This is a genomic window from Pseudomonas sp. S2_F07, assembly GCF_054668325.1.
The window spans coordinates 4,354,191-4,375,573 of record NZ_CP162758.1 but is presented as its reverse complement, the minus strand read 5'-3'; the positions used below and the strand labels follow the sequence as shown (position 1 = coordinate 4,375,573).

Here is a 21,383-nt window from a genome sequence, read left to right as displayed (position 1 = left end):
GCTATTTGACCTCGACCGGAGTGCCTTGCAACCGCTGCAGGGCTTCGTTCACCGCTTGCGGCATGAGCTGGCGCAGGCAGTTGTAATGGCCGAAACGGCAAGTGCGGTCGAAGCATGGGCTGCATTCGATACCCAGGCGAACGACTTCGACGTGCTCGGCCAGCGGTGGCGTGAAACCTGGCGACGTCGAGCCGTAGACCGCGACCAGCGGGCGGTTCAGCGCGGCGGCAACGTGCATCAATCCGGAGTCGTTGGACACCACCGCATCGGCGCAGGACATCAGGTCGATGGCTTCAGCCAGCGAGGTGCCGCCGCTGAGGTTGACCGATTCTTCACGCAGGCCGGGAATCAGCCGCGCGCGGATGTCTTCGCCCACGGCGTGATCGTTTTTCGAACCGAACAGCCAGACTTGCCAGCCTTCGCGGATCTTCGCTTCGGCAACCGCGGCGTAATGCTCGGACGGCCAGCGCTTGGATTCACCGAACTCGGCACCAGGGCACAGGACCAACACCGGGCGGTCGAGGGTCAGGCCGAATTTGGCCAGTGCCGCTTCGCGGGTAACCGGGTCGATCTGCAGTGTCGGGCGCGGATAGGGTTTTGGCAGTTCAACGCCAGGCTCGTAAGCCAGGGCCATGAAGCGCTCGATCATCAGCGGATAACGATCCTTGTCCAGCGTGCGCACGTCGTTGAGCAGGCCATAGCGGAACTCGCCACGCCAGCCGGTGCGTTTCGGGATGCCGGCAAAGAACGGCACCAGTGCCGACTTCAGGGAATTGGGTAGCAGGATCGCCTGGTCGTACTGGCCAGCCAGGGATTTGCCGATGCGCCGACGCGTTGCCAGCTCCAGGACACCGTGACCGAGCGGAAAGCTCAAGGCCTGGCGAACTTCGGGCATGCGCTCAAGAATCGGCCGGCTCCACTCGGGGGCCAGCACGTCGATTTCGCATTGCGGGTGGCGTTGTTTCAGACACTGGAAAAGTGTCTGCGCCATCACCATGTCACCGACCCAACTGGGCCCAACGATCAGAATTTTCATGTGGTTTCCATAAACGAACCGGGGAGGCCTACGCCTCCCCGCCTCGAGAATCTCTGCGGGAGCACGGCGGCTTGCGATGGGTCATCACCTTCAACATTGCTGTCGAGTGTCACTCCGCTATCGCGAGCAGGCTCGCTCCCACATTGGGTATTGGTGTACCTCGATCCGCATGACACTGCAGATCTACTGTGGGAGCGGGCTTGCTCGCGAAGGGGCCGTCACATCCAACATCACTATTGACTGACACTCCGCCTTCGCGAGCAAGCCCGCTCCCACAGGGGATATTGGGCGTATCAAATATCCCGTTTCAGCTTAGCCCCAGCTCACGCCAGATCCGCATGACCTGCCGCCGTTCGTCCGCGAACTGGTCGCCCGGAATCACCCCCGGGTCCTTCTGCAAGGCCTGCCGGTGGGCGGCGGAACGGTACGCTTTATACGCTTCACGCAACAGGCTGGCATCTTCGACCGGCATCAGCCCTTCATGCTCCAGCTCTTCCAGAATGCGGATATTGTCTGTCCAGCGCAGCAATGGCGGGTGTGTTTCGGACCACGCCAGGGCCGCGTATTGCACCATAAATTCAATATCGACGATACCACCGGCGTCCTGCTTGATATCGAACGGCGCCGTGGCTTCGAAGGCATTTGCCCCGGTGCCGGCCGCGGTGCTCTTGCTGCCCAGGTTATCGCGCATCTTGGCGCGCATCTCACTGACCTCCTGGCGCAGGGTCGGTAGATCACGGGTTTTGCCCAATATCGCGGCGCGGACTTTCTCGAAGGCCTGGCCGACATCCTGGCTGCCCACCAACACCCGCGCCCGCACCAGCGCCTGGTGTTCCCAGGTCCAGGCTTCGTTCTCCTGATAGCGGGCAAACGCCCCCAAGGAGCTCACCAACAAGCCCGACGCACCGGATGGCCGCAGACGCATGTCCACTTCATACAACTGCCCGGAGTTGGTCTGCGCCGTCAGCAAGTGAATGATCCGCTGCCCCAGCCGGGTAAAGAATTGCGCGCCATCGATGGGTTTCACGCCATCGGTTTCAGCCTGCGGATCGCCGTCGTGGATGAACACCAGGTCCAGGTCCGAACCATGCCCGAGTTCCAGGCCGCCGACTTTCCCATAACCGACAATGATGAAGCCGGGATCGCACAAGGTGCCATCGGTGCGCAGCGGCGTGCCGTACTTGGCCACGGTCTGGCGCCAGGCCAGGGCCAGCACTTGCTCCAGGATCGCCTCGGCGAGCCAGGTCAGGTAATCGCTGACTTTCATCAGCGGCAGGCTGCCGGCGATTTCCGAAGCAGCCACCCGCAAGCGGTGCGCCAGCTTGAAGTGGCGCAGGGCTTCCATTTGCTGTTCGAGGTCGTCCTCGGGAATCCGTGTCAGGCGCTCGCGTAATTCGGCCGCCAGTTCTGGCGCCAGTGGCGGCTTGAACAGCCGGCCTTCGTTGAGCAATTCGTCGAGCAACAGCGGGAAGCGGGTGATTTGCTCGGCGATCCACGGGCTCGCCGCGCACAGCGTCAGCAAACGCCGCAATGCACTGGGGTTCTCGGTCAACAGCACCAGGTACGCGGAACGACGGGCCACGGCTTCGACCAGCGGCAGCACCCGCTCCAGTACCAGGTCCGGATTGTCATGTTCCACGGCCTGTGCCAGCAACCGCGGAATAAAAGCATCGAGACGCTCGCGCCCCAGACGCTGCATCGCCCTCAATTGCGGGCTACCGCGCAAGCCGGCCAAGGCTTTCAAGGCTTTTGGGGCATCCTTGAAACCACCCTCTTCCAGTTGGCGGCAGGCAGCCTCATCGTCCTGGGCCTCTTCCCACAGCGGCAACCACTCACCGCCGACCACCACTTCGCTTTCGGCGCCCTGCTCTTCATCGGGATCGGCAATCACCTGCCCGAAGTGCCAGGCAATACGGCCGCGCCAGTACATCAGTTGTTCGTGGAACGCCGTCCAGTTGGCGAAACCGAGCATAAAGGCAATGCGCGCCTGATCCTGCTCGCCATTAGGCAACATTTGCGTCTGGCGATCGGCAATCGCCTGAATCGCGTGTTCGGTATAACGCAGGAATTCGTAGCCTTCACGCAGCTCGCTGATCACGGCCGGCGGCAGATAACCCTGGCCTTCCAGCGTGCCCAGTACCTTTAATAGTGGGCGCTGCTGCAAGCTCAGGTCCCGCCCCCCGTGGATCAGCTGGAATGCCTGGGCAATGAACTCGACTTCGCGAATACCGCCGGAACCGAGCTTGATGTTGTCGGCCATGCCCTTGCGCCGCACTTCCTGCTGGATCAGCTGCTTCATGGTGCGCAGCGCTTCAATGGCCGAGAAGTCCAGGTAACGCCGGTAAACGAATGGCCGCAGCATCTCCTGCAGTTGCGCGCCGGCGACTTGATCCCCGGCCACTACCCGCGACTTGATCATCGCGTAGCGCTCCCAGTCGCGACCCTGATCCTGGTAATACTGCTCCAGCGCGTTGAAGCTCAGCACCAGTGCGCCCGCCGAACCGTAGGGACGCAAGCGCATGTCGACGCGGAATACAAAGCCGTCGACAGTCATCGGGTCCAGGGCCTTGATCAGCCGCTGGCCCAGACGGATGAAGAACTCCTGGTTATCCAGCGGGCGTTTGACGCCGACGGTTTCGCCACCCTCGGGGTAGGCGAAAATCAGGTCGATGTCCGACGACAGGTTCAACTCCACGGCACCGAGCTTGCCCATGCCAAGAACGACCATCTGCTGCGGCTCGCCGCTGCGCCGCCCGGTCGGCACGCCGAACTGCTGACAATGCCGCGTGTACAACCATTGATAGGCCTGATCGATGCTCGCATCGGCCATGTCCGAAAGGTCGCGGCAGGTCTGGATCAAGTCGGCCTGGCGTGTCAGGTCGCGCCAGATGATCCGCACCTGATGGCGTGCACGCTGGCGGCGCAAGACGCGGCCAAGCAGATCGTCGGTCTCGGCCGCGCTTACGGCGGCCGCGATCTGCCCGCATAACTCACCGGGAGCGAAGCTGCGGTCCAGCTCACCGGACTGCACCAGCTCCAGCAACATCAAAGGGTCACGAACACACTGTTCAATCACAAAATCGCTGGCGGCGGTGACGCGGGCAAATTGCGCCCAGCGTTCCGGCGTCCAGGCAGACAGCCCGTGATCATCGTCCAGGGCGGCCACAGCAGCCCGGAACGACTGCTCGGCGCGAGTGACAAACGGCAGGAGAATGGCGGGCAGTTCGGCAAGCGAGGGGAGGCTCATGGTCTATCCTTGATCGGCGTACAACGGACTGCATGTAGTGGTTTTCGAAAACCCACTACCTGAGGGAGTGTCGAACAAAAGTTAGAAATAGCTGAAATTTCTTTAATTTTGGCAGCCAGCATCAAGCTTTTACCTTTTGTAGTTGGAAAAAGACCAACCTTAACGATTATTCTCACAACGCAGCCGGGGGCCACAAGCCGCTCATCTGTAGTTTTACTACTCGTATATACATTAGCCGGGCTGAAATGCCGGAAGATTTGTAGTAAAACTACACGCCGCCGGAACAACCTATCGGCAATCCAAGAATTTATATCGTCTGCCCACAAGGCCAGTCGCAAACTCAGGCAACCGATTCTGGAAGCCTTTCCGCCCTGGAGCAAGCCATGCAAGACCTCGATCCCGTCGAAACCCAGGAATGGCTGGACGCCCTGGAATCGGTTCTCGACAAAGAAGGCGAAGACCGTGCTCACTATCTGATGACCCGTATGGGTGAACTGGCGACCCGCAGCGGTTCGCAGTTGCCTTACGCCATCACCACGCCTTACCGCAACACCATCCCGGTAACCCACGAAGCACGCATGCCTGGCGACCTGTTCATGGAACGCCGCATTCGCTCGCTGGTACGCTGGAACGCGATGGCCATGGTAATGCGTACGAACCTGAAGGATTCTGACCTCGGCGGTCACATCTCCAGCTTCGCTTCCAGTGCGACCCTGTATGACATCGGCTTCAACTACTTCTTCCAGGCCCCGACCGAAGAACACGGCGGCGACCTGATCTACTTCCAGGGCCACACCTCGCCAGGCGTTTACGCCCGCGCATTCATGGAAGGCCGCATCACCGAAGACCAGATGAACAACTTCCGTCAGGAAGTCGATGGTCAAGGCCTGTCGTCCTACCCGCACCCTTGGCTGATGCCTGACTTCTGGCAGTTCCCGACCGTATCCATGGGTCTGGGCCCGATCCAGGCGATCTACCAGGCACGCTTCATGAAGTACCTGGAACACCGTGGCTTCATCCAGCCAGGCAAACAGAAAGTCTGGTGCTTCCTGGGCGACGGCGAGTGCGACGAGCCGGAATCCCTGGGCGCGATCTCCCTGGCCGGCCGCGAGAAGCTGGACAACCTGATCTTCGTCATCAACTGCAACCTGCAGCGCCTCGACGGCCCGGTTCGCGGCAACGGCAAGATCATCCAGGAACTCGAAGGCGTGTTCCGTGGTGCCCAGTGGAACGTGACCAAAGTCATCTGGGGCCGTTTCTGGGACCCACTGCTGGCCAAGGACGTCGACGGCATCCTGCAACGCCGCATGGACGAAGTCATCGACGGCGAATACCAGAACTACAAAGCCAAAGACGGCGCGTTCGTACGTGAACACTTCTTCAACACGCCAGAACTCAAGGCAATGGTCGAAGACCTGTCCGACGACGAGATCTGGAAGCTCAACCGTGGCGGCCACGACCCGTACAAGGTCTACGCGGCGTACCACGAAGCGGTCAACCACAAAGAACAACCGACCGTCATCCTGGCCAAGACCATCAAGGGTTATGGCACCGGTGCCGGCGAAGCGAAAAACACTGCGCACAACACCAAGAAGGTCGATGTCGAAAGCCTGAAGTTGTTCCGCGACCGCTTCGACATCCCGGTCAAGGACGATGAACTGGAAAACCTGCCGTTCTTCAAACCGGAAGAAGGCAGCGCCGAAGCCCGTTACCTGAGCGAGCGCCGTACCGCACTGGGCGGCTTCGTACCTCAGCGTCGCGCCAAGAGCTTCAACATCCCGACTCCGCCACTGGACACCCTCAAGGCGATCCTGGACGGCTCGGGCGACCGCGAAATCTCCACCACCATGGCCTTCGTGCGAATCCTCGCGCAACTGGTCAAGGACAAGGAAATCGGCCCGCGCATCGTACCGATCATCCCGGACGAAGCCCGTACCTTCGGTATGGAAGGCATGTTCCGCCAGCTGGGCATCTACTCCTCCGTCGGCCAGCTCTACGAGCCAGTCGATAAAGACCAGGTGATGTTCTACAAGGAAGACCAGAAGGGCCAGATCCTCGAAGAAGGCATCAACGAAGCGGGCGCCATGAGCTCCTTCATCGCTGCCGGTACTTCGTACTCCAGCCACAACCAGCCGATGCTGCCGTTCTACATCTTCTACTCGATGTTCGGCTTCCAGCGTATCGGCGACCTGGCATGGGCCGCTGGCGACAGCCGCACCCGTGGCTTCCTGATCGGCGGCACCGCCGGCCGTACCACCCTGAACGGTGAAGGCCTGCAACACGAAGACGGTCACAGCCACCTGCTGGCCGCGACCATCCCGAACTGCCGCACCTACGATCCAACCTACGGCTACGAGCTGGCGGTGATCATTCAGGACGGCATGAAGAAGATGACCGAAGAGCAACAGGACGTCTTCTACTACATCACCGTGATGAACGAGTCGTACCAGCAGCCAGCCATGCCGGCCGGTGCCGAAGAAGGCATCAAGAAAGGCATGTACCTGCTCGAAGAAGACAACCGCGAAGCGGCGCACCACGTTCAGCTGATGGGCTCCGGCACCATCCTGCGTGAAGTCCGTGAAGCAGCGAAGATCCTGCGCGAAGAGTTCAACGTCGGCGCCGACGTGTGGAGCGTTACCAGCTTCAACGAACTGCGTCGCGACGGCCTGGCCGTTGAGCGCACCAACCGTCTGCACCCGGGCCAGAAGCCTAAGCTGAGCTACGTCGAAGAGTGCCTGAACGGCCGTAAAGGTCCGGTCATCGCCTCTACCGACTACATGAAACTGTTCGCCGAGCAGATCCGTCAGTGGGTACCGTCCAAGGAATTCAAAGTCCTGGGCACCGACGGTTTCGGCCGCAGCGACAGCCGCAAGAAACTGCGTCATTTCTTCGAAGTCGACCGTCATTTCGTGGTGTTGGCAGCCCTGGAAGCACTGGCTGACCGTGGTGACATCGAACCTAAGGTTGTGGCTGAAGCCATCGCCAAGTTCGGTATCAACCCGGAAAAACGCAACCCACTGGACTGCTGAGGAGAGATTCTGTGAGCGAACTCATTCGCGTACCTGACATCGGCAGCGGTGAAGGTGAAGTAATTGAACTGTTTGTAAAGGTCGGCGACCGTATCGAAGCCGACCAGAGCATCCTGACACTTGAGTCGGACAAGGCGAGCATGGAAGTGCCTGCGCCGAAGGCCGGTATCATCAAGAGCCTGAAAGTTAAGCTGGGCGATCGCCTGAAAGAAGGCGACGAACTGCTGGAACTGGAAGTCGAAGGTGCCGCGCAAGCGGCCCCTGCGGCTGCCCCTGCACCGGCTGCCAAGGCTGAGGCCAAACCGGCTGCGGCACCTGCCGCCGCGCCTGCCCCTGCTGCGCCGGCTGCCGCCAGCGTTCAGCAAGTGCACGTGCCGGACATCGGTTCGTCGGGCAAGGCCCAGATCATCGAGATCCAGGTCAAGGTCGGCGACACCGTCGCGGCTGATCAATCGTTGATCACCCTGGAGTCCGACAAGGCGAGCATGGAAATCCCGTCGCCAGCCGCTGGCGTGGTCAAGGCCATCAGCGTCAAGCTCAACGACGAAGTCGGCACCGGCGACCTGATCCTGGATCTGGAAGTGGCGGGTGCTGCGGCACCGGCTGCTGCTCCGGCCCAGGCTGCCGCTCCAGCTGCCGCCGCTGCGCCTGCTCCTGCAGCAGCTCCGGCTGCACCGGTTGCCGACAGCGTTCAGGACATCCACGTTCCGGACATCGGTTCGGCGGGCAAGGCCAAGATCATCGAAGTCCTGGTCAAGGCCGGCGACACCGTTGTGGCCGACCAGTCGCTGATCACCCTGGAATCCGACAAGGCGAGCATGGAAATTCCATCGCCTGCCGCTGGCGTGGTGGAAAGCGTTTCCATCAAGCTCGATGACGAAGTCGGTACCGGCGACCTGATCCTGAAACTGAAAGTCAAAGGCGCCGCTCCGGCCGCCGCACCGGCACCTGCCGCTGCTGCTGCCGCTCCGAGCGCACCTGCTCCAGCTGCTGCTCCTGCCGCCGCCGCCGCTGCACCTGCTGCTGCGCCGGCCGCCGCGCCAGCCAGGCCGGGTGCAAAAGTTCACGCCGGCCCTGCCGTGCGTCAACTGGCCCGCGAATTCGGTGTCGAGCTGAGTGCCGTTGGCGCCAGCGGTCCGCACGGTCGCATCCTGAAGGAAGACGTGCAGGTTTACGTCAAGGCCATGATGCAGAAGGCCAAGGAAGCGCCGGCCGCTGCTGCCGGTGCAACCGGTGGCGCGGGCATCCCGCCGATTCCGGTCGTGGACTTCAGCCGCTTCGGTGAAATCGAAGAAGTGCCGATGACCCGCCTGATGCAGGTCGGCGCAGCCAACCTGCACCGCAGCTGGCTGAACGTGCCGCACGTGACGCAATTCGACTCGGCGGATATCACCGAGCTCGAAGCGTTCCGCGTTGCCCAGAAAGCCGTTGCAGAGAAGGCCGGCGTCAAGCTGACCATCCTGCCGTTGCTGCTCAAGACCTGTGCGCACCTGCTCAAGGAACTGCCGGACTTCAACAGCTCGCTGGCGCCAAGCGGCAAAGCGATCATCCGCAAGAAATACGTGAACATCGGCTTCGCCGTCGACACTCCGGATGGCCTGCTGGTACCGGTCATCAAGAACGTCGACCAGAAGAGCCTGCTGCAACTGGCCGCCGAAGCTGCTTCCCTGGCTGAAAAAGCCCGGACCAAGAAGCTTTCGTCGGATGAGATGCAAGGCGCCTGCTTCACCATTTCCAGCCTCGGCCACATTGGCGGCACCGGCTTCACGCCGATCGTCAACGCGCCGGAAGTGGCGATCCTCGGTGTTTCCAAGGCAACCATCCAGCCAGTCTGGGACGGCAAAGCCTTCCAGCCGAAACTGATGCTGCCACTGTCGCTGTCCTACGATCACCGTGTGATCAACGGCGCCGCTGCTGCACGCTTCACCAAGCGTCTGAGCGATCTGCTGGGCGACATCCGCACCATGCTCCTGTAACACCGACCGGCCCTCCTTCACCGGAGGGCCAGTTGCGTTCCACGTTTCCGAGCGCCACGCTCGTACCTCAACCCCGCCAATTTGGCGGGGCTTTTTTTTGCCTGAAACTTTTACTTAAAACGTCTTCCTACATTTGTGGCTGATATCGCCCACAAATCGAATCCATTTCTGCCAGATATTTATTCAGGCCAAATAACTAGTCTTGGCTGAATACCCTCCATTACATCCGAAACAACCAACTATCCATTAACTGGCAGCGAATGGACTCAAGCATGTTCAAACCAACTATTGGGCCAATTATTGGCCACACTACAACTAATCATGCACGTATATTTGTGCGTGGCGCAGCACAAAAGAATGCACCCGTATTTGCCGGCATCCGTTATCGCCGATCCGGGCATGAACAATGGATCGAAACAATCTTTGCAAAGCTGACAAGTCTGCAAGATATGTCCGATGTCCTGGTTCTCGATAACCTGGCGCCCGATACCGAATATGAATACCAGGCCGGCTGGTTCAGTACCAGGAGTGCCGGGCACACCGCGGATTCACTGCAGGAACTACCGCTGCGATGGCCGAAGGAGCTCTATCACTTGCGTACGCGTTCCGGCTCGTTCGCCACGCCACGTGGCTATTTCGTCGGCTCATGTCGCTACCTGAGAATGACCGCCGGCGTTGCGTCGGCGCCAGAGTGGGGCGACCGGATATTTGCCTCGATTGCTCAGCTGGCACAGCAAGCCGACCCGCCGGTCAGCGCGATGTTGATGACTGGCGATCAGATCTATGTCGACGATTTGAATTTTTTCGCGCCTGATCGCGAATATCAGCAAATACTTGCGAAATACCGTGCGGCGTTCTCTCAGCCACATATTTCCAGATTAATGGCCAATATATCGACTTACATGATCCTCGACGATCACGAAATTGAAGATAACTGGCCAGACAAGAAAAAATCAGGCGATGATATTTTATATAACAACGCCATAAGTGCTTATGAGATATATCAAGCCAGCCACAGCCCGGTATTTGAATTATTTGACGATGGCCGGATCAGCCGACTGGCGAAGCACTATTGGTATCAGTTCAGCGATGGCGATATCGAATGGTTTGTCACCGATGGTCGCACCCGGCGCAATCTATCCGCCAATGATCGGCGCCTGCTTGATAACGAACAAGAATATGCCTTGTGCCAATGGCTGATCCACAGCCCTGCGCGGGTCAAACTGGTGGTCACCAGTGTGATGTTCTTCCCCGATGCCAGGCAAAACGGAAATGATGCCTGGGCCGGATTTCCCGCGCAACGGCTGCGGTTGCTGGAGACCATTCGTTTGTACCGGCTGAAGAATGTCATATTCGTTGCCGGTGACGTCCACGCCTCCATGACCAGCCGACTGACCCACAGCGAAGACCCGGGCTTCGAAGTGCACACCATCGTCTCGTCGCCCCTGTGCAACTCCAGGCTGCTGCCCTATGCCAGTCAATCCGGCTTTATCCTCGACCGTCCGCTGGCACGGACCGCCGCAGGCGAATATCGGCAGGAACTGACCGGTAAAGTCATCAGTCAGGATAACTTCGCGCATCTGGTTATCGACGCAAAACGCATCCGGGTCAATTACCACGATCGCGATGGCGAGCTATTGCAATCGACAGCCATTGAATTGCGTTGACGGCAAAAAATCACGGCCTTCGAGACGACTCCGAAGGCTGCGACCTGATCAATAGCAATACTTTTCACTGGAAACTTCAGAAATCTTCGCACCTGCCGACATATTCTTATAGCACTTGGCCTTCATCTCTCTTGTCAGTCGGTGTCGCAATGATGCAACCTTGCCGCAGGCAACAGTAAAGAGGGCGAGAGCCCGGCGCGTTCAGCATATTCGAAGCGAGTTTCCCTCCATGAAAAGCCAACCCGATGCCGCCAGCCGTATGGTGGCCGAGGTAGTGACGCAGTTGCCTGTGCCCTCGCGGCTCGGCATGCTGCGTTTCGAACGGCTTAATGAACCCAGCTGGGCGCTGCTGTTTCTCGACCCCAATTGCGAACGCCAGTTCGGCCTCCCCGCCGTTGAGCTGTGTGCGCTGGTGGGCTCGCCCTACGCCAGCCTGATGGAACCGCAAGCGCGCTATCAACTGCACGACGCGATCCAGCAGCAACTGAGCGAAAGCACGCATTACCTGATCCGCTACACCCTGCACACCACCTCTGGCTCCCTGACCCTGCTTGAACTGGGCGAAGCCTTCAAACAACACAATCGACACCTGCTGCGCGGCTACCTGCTGGTCATCGACGGCCTGTTCGAGGATGACCCGCTGCAAGCGGCCCTGGATCTGGAAACCCAGAACTCGCGCCTGCAAATCGCCCTGGAGCTCAATCAGCGTGCCCAGCAGGAGCAACTGCTGCACCTGGAGCGGGTGCGTGCCCAGCAGGACCTGATCCTGCTGCTCACCCGACAACGCTACAGCAGCAACAACTCCTTGCGCGAAGCCGCCGAGCTGATCACCCGCAGCGCCTGCAACATCTACGAAATCGACAGTGCCAGCCTGTGGCACCTCGAAGGCTCGATGCTGGTGCCGATCTCGGCCTATCACCGCACGAATCAGCAATACCTGCTGCCGCAACCGATCGATGTCAGCGTTTTCCCCGACTACCTCGACGCCCTGCACACCGGCCGTGCCATCGACGCCCATAACGCCATGCGCGACCCGCGTACCCGGGAAATGGCTGAAAGCCTGCGCCCGCGCGATGTCAACGCAATGCTCGACGCCAGTATCCGCGTCGATGGCCAAGTGGTCGGCGTTTTGTGCCTGGAGCAGACCGGGGCGACCCGCGACTGGCAGTCGGATGAAATTGCCTTCGCCGGAGAACTGGCGGACCAGTTTGCCCAGGTCATCAGCAACCACAATCGGCGAACAGCCACCAGCGCCCTGCACCTGTTCCAGCGCGCAGTCGAACAAAGTGCCAACGCCTTCTTGCTGGTCAACTGCGATGGTGTGGTGGAATACGTCAACCCGAGCTTCACCGCGATCACCCAATATTCCACCGAAGAAGTGCACGGTCAGCGCCTGTCAGAACTGCCGGCCCTGGAAAACCTCAGCGAGCTGCTGTTCGATGCGCCTTCGGCGCTGGCCAAGAGCAACAGTTGGCAGGGCGAATTCAAGAGCCGCCGGAAAAACCTCGAACCCTACTGGGGCCAGTTGTCGATCTCCAAGGTTTACGGCGACAACCGCGAGCTGACCCACTACATCGGCATCTACGAAGACATCACCCAGACCAAGCTTGCCCAGCAGCGTATCGAGCGCCTGGCCTACACCGACAACCTGACCAACCTAGGCAACCGCCCGGCGTTCATCCGCAACCTCGATGAACGCTTCGCCCGTGACAGCGATGCGCCGATCAGCCTGTTGCTGGTGGACATCGACAACTTCAAGCGGATCAACGACAGCCTCGGCCACCAGACCGGCGACAAACTGCTGATCAGCCTGGCCCGACGCCTGCGCAACAGTCTGATCCCGAGCGGCAGCCTGGCGCGATTCGCCAGTAACGAATTCGCCGTGTTGCTGGACAACAGCGACCTCACGGTAGGCCAGCAAGTAGCCAACCAGTTGCTGGCGACCCTCGACAAACCGATGTTCGTCGACAACCAGTTGATCAGCGTCACTGGCTCCGTGGGCCTGGCCTGCGCGCCGCTGCACGGGCGCGACCCGCAAACCCTGATGCGCAACGCCGGGCTAGCGCTGCACAAGGCCAAGGCCAACGGCAAACACCAGGTGCAAGTGTTCACCGAAGCGCTGAACGCCGAGGCCAGCTACAAGCTGTTCGTCGAAAACAACCTGCGCCGCGCCCTGACCCAGAACGAACTCGACGTGTTCTACCAGCCCAAGCTGTGCCTGCGCAGCGGTCGCCTGCTGGGTATGGAAGCACTGCTGCGCTGGGACCATCCGGAAAAGGGCATGATCCGCCCGGACCAGTTCATCAGCGTCGCCGAAGAAACCGGGCTGATCATTCCGATCGGCAAATGGATCGCCCGCCAGGCCTGCCGCATGAGCAAAGCGCTGACCGCCGCCGGCCTGGGCAACCTGCAAGTGGCGATCAACCTGTCGCCCAAGCAGTTCTCCGATCCGGACCTGGTGGCCTCCATTGCCAACATCCTCAAGGAAGAAGCCCTGCCGGCTCATTTGCTGGAGCTGGAGCTGACCGAAGGCCTGCTGCTGGAAGCCACCGAAGACACCCACCTGCAACTCGACCAGCTCAAGCGCCTGGGCCTGACCCTGGCCATGGACGACTTCGGCACCGGTTACTCGTCGCTCAGCTACTTGAAAAAATTCCCCATCGACATCATCAAGATCGATCGAAGCTTCATCCACGAAATCCCGGACAACCAGGACGACATGGAAATCACCTCCGCGGTGATCGCCATGGCCCACAACCTGAAGCTCAAGGTCGTGGCTGAAGGCATCGAAACCGCCGAGCAGTTGTCGTTCCTGCGCCGTCACCGCTGCGACGTCGGCCAGGGCTACCTGTTCGACCGTCCGATCCCGGGCAATGAGCTGGTCGACAAGCTCAAACGCTACCCCCGTGGCCCAATCGCCTGACAGACACAGAACCTGTGGATGACAAAAAACCTGTGGGAGCGGGCTTGCTCGCGAATGCGGTGTGTCAGAGCCGTGGTTACTGACTGACTCAACGCCTTCGCGAGCAAGCCCGCTCCCACAAGGTAGTGCGTATCGGGCAGGTATTGGGCACACTGACGGCCTGTTTATTTACAACCCAACCTGACTGAGAGGACTGATCATGGTTCTGCGCTCGGAAATTCTGGTGAACAAAAACGTGCTCCCGACTAAAGAACAAGCTCTGCCCGGTCGCGAAACCGCGATGACCCTGCCTGAAAAGCACTTTGTGTTTAAAGACACCCCCTTGCTCGGCCCGTTCTTCGAAGACGTCGACTTCGCGATCTTCGGCCTCGGCTGCTTCTGGGGTGCGGAACGCCGCTTCTGGCAGCGCGAAGGCGTGGTCAGCACCGTGGTCGGCTACGCCGGCGGTTTCACCCCGAACCCGACCTACGAAGAAGTCTGCTCGGGCCTGACCGGCCACACCGAAGTAGTGCTGGTGGTGTATGACAAGGCCAGGGTCAGCTACGAAGCACTGCTGGCGATGTTCTGGGAACTGCACAACCCGACGCAGGGCATGCGCCAGGGCAATGACATCGGCACCCAGTACCGTTCGGCGATCTACGCCACCAGCCAGGAACAACTGGACGCGGCGCTCAAGAGCAAGGAAACCTACCAGGCCGAGCTGTCCAAGGCCGGTCTCGGTGAAATCAGCACCGAAATCGACCAGGCCCCGACCGTCTACTTTGCCGAGACGTATCACCAGCAATACCTGGCGAAAAACCCGGAAGGTTATTGCGGCATTGGTGGTACCGGCGTGACCTGCCCGATCTGATCGCCAAAACAAAAGATCGCAGCCTTCGGCAGCTCCTACGGGTGTACGCATAGCCCTGTAGGAGCTGCCGCAGGCTGCGATCTTTTGATCATGCAGCTACTACTCGGCAATCAACCAATCCATCTGCCACCCACCCTGGGTTTGCCCCAGCTTCCGGGACAACCACGGCAGCAGTTCACGCAACTCTTCCTCCAGCCCCCAAGGCGGATTGGCAATCGCCAGCCCGGAACCGTTCAGGCTGTTCGGCGTATCCAGCGGATGCACCAGCAACTCCACCCGCAACAACTTCGGCGCACCAGTACCGGCCAGGTCCTGATAGAAGCGACGCAGCGCGCGCTGATCCTTTACCGGGTACCAGATAGCCGCCACGGTCTGGCGCATCCGGCCAATCGCTTCCTTCAACGACGCGGCACAGCGCTGCATCTCGTCGAGCTTCTCGAACGGCGGATCGATCAGCATCACCGCACGCTTCTCCGGCACCGGCAGCAAGGCTCGCGGCACATGCCAGCCTTCACCCAGGTGCACCTTGACCCGGCGATCACCGGCCATGTTGTCCTTGAGCAGCAAGCCGTCTTCCGGGTGTTTCTCGTTGAGCAACACGCGGTCTTGCGGACGAGTCAGGCGTCGTGCCAGCTCCGGTGACCCCGGGTAATAGCGCAACTGGCCATCCGGGTTCATCTCGTGCAGCACTTGCATGTAATCAGCGGTCAGGATCGGCAGATCCGGCTGATCCCACAAACGCGCAATGCCTTCCAGGTACTCGCCGGTACGGTTGGCCTGATCACCCTGAAGGTCATACAGACCGATGCCAGCGTGGGTGTCGAGATAGGCAAACGGCTGCTCCTTGCGCGACATCAGGGCGATGAGGCGGGTCAAGGTCAGGTGTTTGAACACATCGGCGTGATTGCCGGCATGGAAGGCGTGACGATAATTCATGGCTGCTCCTGCGAAGGCCGGGAAGTTTACCTTTTACCGGCCGGCAAGTCAGGGGTTGGCGGCTGAGCGGACACTTCGAGCATTCATAGCGGCAACAAGCACGCACCATCGATCGACAAATTCAGAAACGCCTCACAACAGGAAGATTCCCGAACCTGCAAACCGGCGTGATAGCGTTCTTTGTCGAAAAAAGCAAAGGACGCACAAATGACCATTCGCTACGCAAAGATTGCAATGACCCTGGCGCTCGCCGCATTCGCCTTCATGACCGTGTTCAACAACATCACCGACTACAGTTCCAACTTCAACTTCGTCCGGCATGTGCTGAGCATGGATACCACCTTCCCTGACAACGCCGCCCGGTATCGCGCAATTGATCTGCCTTGGGTGTGGCATGGAGCTTACTGGCTGATCATCCTTGGCGAAGCCATTACCTGTGGACTTCTTGGCTACGGCGCACTACAGCTCTGGCGCTCGCGGTCAGCCGGTGGGCATGAGTTCAGACTGGCCAGGAAGTGGGCCGTAGCGGGTTTGACGACAGGGTTTTTCGTGTGGTTTTTCGGCTTCATGGTTGTTGGAGGCGAGTGGTTTCTGATGTGGCAATCCGATATTTGGAATGGTCAGGACGCAGCCTTCAGGTTCTACATGGCAATACTGGGTGTGCTGATCTTTCTGAATCAGCCCGATGCCGATCTTGACTGATCCCCAATAAAAAACGGCCCGCATCCATCGGATGCGTGCCGTCTTCTTCAATCAGGAAGCTAATGCCTCGCTGAAAACCTCATTTGCTCAGCATGAAGTCCTTTCCGCCGCGGCGAATCGCTGCAGCGTGCCCGCAGACAGCGCGCCCAATTTGCTGACGATGTAAATCGCCAGGCTGGCGAAGATGAAGCCCGTGATCTTTTGATCTTGTGGCGACACCTACGCCGCCGCTGTAGGCCGCCCCCGCAACCGCCGCCCAACCACATCCAGCACATCACAGCCATCGCGCAACGTAATTGCGCAGAGCAAGGCGAAATCGCTGAGGATGAAGGACTCGCACTCGATCGAACCGCGCATCGACAGGTTCTCAAGCACTTGGGTAACTGTGCGGATTCTGTAGTTGGCGGCGTCGGTGAGGATGTCGAGTGGCACGTGGGTGTCGACGAACAGAGTGGGCATATCGGTGCAGTTGCTGGTCAATGCCATGAAGCGGTTGTCGGGATGGGGGATTGGTTTTTCGTAGGGTGGGTCGGGGTGAATTGTTTTCATTTTTTAACCTCTGGTAGAAGTGGGGGCTACCATGGGCCTTCCTACAGGCTTGGGTGGCAGCCATACGCGGGGTAGGAATATCGAGACCAGAGAACTCGACCACGCCGAAGCGTGCCCGCGCACAGCCGCCGCAACAGATCTTACGGGCGCACGTTAGAGGCCGCAAATCAGGTGTCGATGCCAAGCGTGTCTCATGGTCTTAACGGGTTCCTACACCCCACCACTGAATTGTCAGTGACCACCAAAGACTATCGACGGAACTCGCGTCGTACCAGTTCATGAAAACCGCTAGGTTTTGAAGGAAACGTCCGAGGACCCTGCCCGGAAAATTCGCAGCACCCCCCAATCCATCAAAGAGATTTGAGACTGTTGCGCTCAAGCTGGGCAAGCCGTTGAAGGATAGTGTTAATCCGTAAGGCATCCTCCCAACCCGCCTGACGGGAAAGTGGCATGAAGAATGGGCACGCCAACCGGGTTGGGTGCCCATTTTTTGTGGAGGGAAGATTATTTAAATCGATCTGATCTTCATGAGGACTTTAACTATATCCAGTCAGTGGCTGCACCAACTCCACCGAGCAACAAAAGCAATCCACAAAGAATCAGCACTCCCCAGCGCCAAATGACAAGTTTGCGCTTGAGTGAAGCAGGAAGACTGTTTATGTCGTCAGCACTTAGAGTGCCATTTTTAATATAGCGATCAGGGAACGCGACAAGTGCTGCGATTCCCGCAATCAAATGCAAGTGGCCCCATGCTCCGAGACGCCGATAGTGAGATAAAGCCATGACCGCAGTACTGTTTTTCAGATGTTTTAGCATCACGTCAATCTTGGTGTAGGACAAGTAAAGTGCTAACCCCATCCAAATGAATATCGTCAGCAGGACTGCGCCACCGAAAGCGCCGAAAATCAATTTCCCCGGGGTCATTAATTCATCTCGTAAACGATGTCGCCAAATAACTCGCCAAGCCCGTTACCCACTGCGCCGCCTACTAACGATCCAGCTGTCACCACCACCACGCCACAGACCAAGGTTCCGACTCCTGCCGTGGTCACGCCGACCGCGAGGCAAATCCCACCAACTGTCTTAGCGGTTAAGGCTGTACCTATTACTGCGCCGCCTGCGATTCCACCGGCGAAACTCCCCGCCTCAGTAAATTTAACTCGCTTGCAGGCCTCGGTATTTCCCGCCGAACACACATCCTGAACTTTCAAGGCAGATGCCCCGCCACCAATAGCCGTGCCGACCCAGCCACCGTACTTGATGTATTTTGATGCTTTGGCCACCCCCTCAAGATGAGTCGCGTAACCCGGCATCTGCCCCACGCCGCCAGCTTCCGTCCAGCGATGAACCAGACTGGGAGGCGAGAGGAACAGCGCCCGATTCAAGTTGGGGTGGTCGGGGAAACCAATGCCTTTGCGCGTCAGGCTGGTCAGGTGGCTATCGAGTTGTGCCAGCAGCTTTTGCCGTTCTGCCACAAACGTCGGTGAGCTCAGGTGGCCATCGCGCAGAAATGAATGTTGATGCAACGCTTCGATTTTTTTCAGGGTTTCGCTGACGTTATCCAGATTATTTTTGAGAATACTCGCGCCGACACCTATTGCGCCCGAGCCATAGGTCAGAAAGGTCTGGATGGCATCACGGTGTTGCACCATGAAATCCGCCTCTTCCGGGCTGAGCGATGCAAGCACCTGGTTGGTCTTGGCCGCTACGTCCATGAGCAGGGCTTCTTCGCGGGTGCACTGGAAGTTATTGGGATCGCTCAGCACGATCATCGAGCCGGCCTTGACGTCGCCCAGGTTGGGATTGAGCAACTTGAATTTGCCCATCACCGCTGGGTCGCGCAGGGTGAACAGCGAGGCCTCGAGTTGTTCCCGGGTGGTGCTTTTGGGAACGACGTAAAAACCAGGCTCCTGGACCGATGTATTGAACGGTATCGGTTTCGGATTGCTCCGCGCGGTCGCGAGTGATGATGGCGATGCTACCGGGTTGCTCGTGGCTAGGGCAGACGGTTGTCTGACGGCCCGTGCGGCGTGCGGTGCAGCACTTCTGCTGGATCCATACGAGCCTGTGAAATCCGATGCGATCAGAGTCGCCTTGCAAGGGCAACCGCTGAAACTGTCCAGCGTGCCGGCCACCAATCGTCCATGACTCACCATGTAGGAAATACCGCCCTCAATCCTGTAGGTTTGGCCGTCCACGCCGCAGGTGACCGGATCGCCTTCGCGCGCATGGGCGAGGCCATACATCATGACGCGTGTATCGGCGTCCTTTACCTTGCCTCCGCACGTGGTCTTGTCACCCAAGCGGATAAAATGCCCTTCAGTCATTGATTGATCTCCCTCTCTACTGCCGCCCCAGTCATGGGCAGCGCACCACTGTTAACGATCGGTAAGCCGACTCGGGATGAGTGGCTTAACGCAAAGTACGTGGACAGAGATGAAACTCAAGATGGCCGAGAAAATCAGGAAATTTCTCACGACCAACACTGAAAAGGACCACGGATATTGGGGTACCAACGCCAGTTCCCTGGACCAGGTGTGCAAAAAAAAACGGCCCGCAACATAAAGCTGCGAGCCGTTCTTTTATCAGGGACGGGAAGAGTTCAACCCATCACTCATCACTTGTTCAGACGATAATCACTCTCTGCCGCCGCAAAACGCTGGAACATGCCGGCAGTCGGCGTGCCCATTTTGCTGACGAAGTAGATCGCCAGGCTGGCGAAGATGAAACCAGGGATGATTTCGTACAGGCCCAGCAGTTCGAAGTGTTTCCAGACGATCACGGTGATCGCGCCGACCAGGATACCGGCCAGTGCGCCGTTGCGGGTCATGCCTTTCCAGATCACGGAGATCAGCACGACTGGACCGAATGCGGCACCGAAACCGGCCCAAGCGTAGCTCACCAGACCCAGTACACGGTTTTCCGGGTTGGACGCCAGGGCGATCGCAACCAGAGCCACCAACAGCACCATGGCACGGCCGACCCACACCAGTTCAACCTGGGAAGCGGATTTACGCAGGAAGGTCTTGTAGAAGTCTTCGGTCAGGGCGCTCGAGCACACCAGCAACTGGCAGCTCAGGGTGCTCATGACGGCAGCCAGGATGGCCGACAGCAGGATACCCGCGATCCATGGGTTGAACAGGATCTTGGCCAGTTCGATGAACACACGCTCGTGGTTTTCGGAGACTGCGCCAGCCATGTCCGGGTGCGCCGAGAAGTAGGCGATACCGAAGAAGCCGACAGCCACGGTGCCGCCCAGGCACAGGATCATCCAGGTCATGGAGATGCGACGGGCCTTGGCGATCGACTTAACCGAATCGGCAGCCATGAAACGCGCCAGGATGTGCGGCTGGCCGAAGTAGCCCAGCCCCCAGCCCATCAGCGAGATGATGCCGATGAAAGTGGTGCCCTTGAGCATGTCGAAGTTGCTTGGATCTTGCGCTTCGATGGCCAGGAAAGTGGTGTCGACGCCGCCGGTGGCCAGCAGCACGATAACCGGCGTCAGGATCAACGCGAAGATCATCAGGGTGGCTTGTACGGTATCGGTCCAGCTTACAGCCAGGAATCCGCCGATAAAGGTGTAGGCAATCGTCGCCGCGGCACCGGCCCACAGCGCCGTCTCGTAGGACATGCCGAAGGTGCTTTCGAACAGACGGGCACCGGCCACGATGCCGGAAGCACAATAGATGGTGAAGAACACCAGGATCACGACCGCGGAGATGATCCGCAGCAGGCCGCTTTTGTCTTCGAAACGGCTGGCGAAGTAGTCCGGCAGGGTCAGTGCATCACCGTTGTGCTCGGTCTGCACACGCAGACGGCCAGCGACAAAGAGCCAGTTCAGGTAGGCGCCGACGATCAGGCCGATGGCGATCCAGCTTTCGGAAAGACCGGACATGTAGATCGCGCCGGGCAAGCCCATCAACAACCAGCCGCTCATGTCGGAGGCACCGGCGGACAGTGCGGTCACAACGCTGCCCAGGCTGCGGCCGCCCAGAATGTAGTCGGAAAGGTTGTTGGTGGAGCGATAGGCCATCAAGCCGATCAGCACCATTGCTGCGATGTAGATCACGAACGTGATCAGGGTTGGATTGCTTACGCTCATTAAGTTACGCCCTGGCTTTGTTTTTATGTAGCGGCGGCTGGTGAACCGCTCGCAAACGCATACGTTTGACAGACGATCCGGATTCCCGCGCATTTATGACTGATGTTTCCCCAGGAAAGCCATCAGCCGGAGCACCCGGTTTTTTCCGGGTTGCACCTTGGGCGCGAATGCTATTCAACAAAGCAAATAAGGTGCAACCAGTTTCTCGAGAATAAGTTGCACCCAGTCGGAAATAAATTTCAAACCTGGTTTTTTGCTCCTTTTCGGAGCAAGAACGGAGGCTGACCAACCTAAAAAGCACCAAGCAGAGGCGGGACCGTGGTACCAGAATTTATTTCCTGACGAGCTGCGTAATATTCCGACAAA

13 protein-coding genes and 1 pseudogene are annotated in these 21,383 nt (G+C 59.1%); 6 read left to right on the top strand and 8 right to left on the bottom strand.

The genetic code is table 11. The features are described from left to right. Position 1 precedes the first annotated feature (1 nt). Both waaF and glnE read right to left on the bottom strand, forming a co-directional pair. Positions 2–1,036: a lipopolysaccharide heptosyltransferase II gene (gene waaF, locus AB4O40_RS19835; RefSeq protein ID WP_056725557.1), complete on the bottom strand. Its 1,035-nt coding sequence runs from the start codon at positions 1,034–1,036 to the stop codon at positions 2–4. Between the two features lie 307 nt (positions 1,037–1,343). Then, entirely contained in the window at positions 1,344–4,283 is a 2,940-nt protein-coding gene (gene glnE / locus AB4O40_RS19830) for a bifunctional [glutamate--ammonia ligase]-adenylyl-L-tyrosine phosphorylase/[glutamate--ammonia-ligase] adenylyltransferase (protein ID WP_056725559.1), read from the bottom strand. A gap of 383 nt (positions 4,284–4,666) precedes the next feature. Here glnE and aceE point away from each other — a divergent pair, with 383 nt between their 5' ends. From aceE to msrA, 5 genes are all read left to right on the top strand, one after another. Continuing rightward, positions 4,667–7,312, top strand: a complete 2,646-nt coding sequence (aceE, locus tag AB4O40_RS19825; protein WP_056725562.1) for a pyruvate dehydrogenase (acetyl-transferring), homodimeric type — start codon at positions 4,667–4,669, stop codon at positions 7,310–7,312. An 11-nt stretch (positions 7,313–7,323) separates the two neighbouring features. Continuing rightward, a complete protein-coding gene (gene aceF, locus AB4O40_RS19820; RefSeq protein ID WP_409078560.1) occupies positions 7,324–9,288 on the top strand; it encodes a dihydrolipoyllysine-residue acetyltransferase in 1,965 nt (654 codons plus the stop codon). A 272-nt stretch (positions 9,289–9,560) separates the two neighbouring features. Then, positions 9,561–10,955: an alkaline phosphatase D family protein gene (locus tag AB4O40_RS19815; RefSeq protein ID WP_409078559.1), complete on the top strand. Its 1,395-nt coding sequence runs from the start codon at positions 9,561–9,563 to the stop codon at positions 10,953–10,955. Between the two features lie 229 nt (positions 10,956–11,184). Further along, on the top strand, positions 11,185–13,878 hold the full coding sequence (locus tag AB4O40_RS19810) for a putative bifunctional diguanylate cyclase/phosphodiesterase (protein ID WP_056725568.1): 2,694 nt from the start codon (positions 11,185–11,187) through the stop codon (positions 13,876–13,878). A gap of 199 nt (positions 13,879–14,077) precedes the next feature. Then, complete coding sequence (gene msrA / locus AB4O40_RS19805; RefSeq protein WP_409078558.1) at positions 14,078–14,728, top strand: peptide-methionine (S)-S-oxide reductase MsrA; 651 nt, start codon at positions 14,078–14,080, stop codon at positions 14,726–14,728. Positions 14,729–14,827: 99 nt separating this feature from the next. On the opposite strand, the gene AB4O40_RS19800 is transcribed toward msrA, so the two are convergent. Beyond that, the gene (locus AB4O40_RS19800) at positions 14,828–15,664 is read right to left on the bottom strand and encodes a 23S rRNA (adenine(2030)-N(6))-methyltransferase RlmJ (RefSeq protein ID WP_223541749.1); all 837 of its coding nucleotides are present in this window, start codon (positions 15,662–15,664) and stop codon (positions 14,828–14,830) included. A gap of 207 nt (positions 15,665–15,871) precedes the next feature. Between AB4O40_RS19800 and AB4O40_RS19795 the strand changes: the two genes are divergently transcribed. Beyond that, positions 15,872–16,366 carry a DUF2165 family protein gene (locus tag AB4O40_RS19795; protein WP_056725574.1) on the top strand — a complete coding sequence of 165 codons (495 nt, stop codon included), beginning with the start codon at positions 15,872–15,874 and terminating at the stop codon, positions 16,364–16,366. Between the two features lie 87 nt (positions 16,367–16,453). Here the strand turns inward: AB4O40_RS19795 and AB4O40_RS19790 are convergent. The 5 genes and pseudogenes from AB4O40_RS19790 to putP form a co-directional block, all read right to left on the bottom strand. Next, positions 16,454–16,564: pseudogene (locus tag AB4O40_RS19790) on the bottom strand (sodium:solute symporter family transporter); the annotation flags it as partial. Between the two features lie 21 nt (positions 16,565–16,585). Beyond that, positions 16,586–16,915 (bottom strand): hypothetical protein, encoded by a 330-nt coding sequence (locus AB4O40_RS19785; protein WP_409078557.1) that lies wholly within the window; start codon positions 16,913–16,915, stop codon positions 16,586–16,588. Positions 16,916–17,455: 540 nt separating this feature from the next. Next, the gene (locus AB4O40_RS19780; protein WP_409078556.1) at positions 17,456–17,839 is read right to left on the bottom strand and encodes a hypothetical protein; all 384 of its coding nucleotides are present in this window, start codon (positions 17,837–17,839) and stop codon (positions 17,456–17,458) included. Continuing rightward, complete coding sequence (locus AB4O40_RS19775) at positions 17,839–19,242, bottom strand: PAAR domain-containing protein (protein ID WP_409078555.1); 1,404 nt, start codon at positions 19,240–19,242, stop codon at positions 17,839–17,841. Before AB4O40_RS19775 ends, AB4O40_RS19780 begins: the two co-directional genes overlap by 1 nt. 290 nt (positions 19,243–19,532) lie before the next feature. Further along, complete coding sequence (gene putP / locus AB4O40_RS19770; RefSeq protein ID WP_460053592.1) at positions 19,533–21,017, bottom strand: sodium/proline symporter PutP; 1,485 nt, start codon at positions 21,015–21,017, stop codon at positions 19,533–19,535. Between the last annotated feature and the right edge of the window lie 366 nt (positions 21,018–21,383).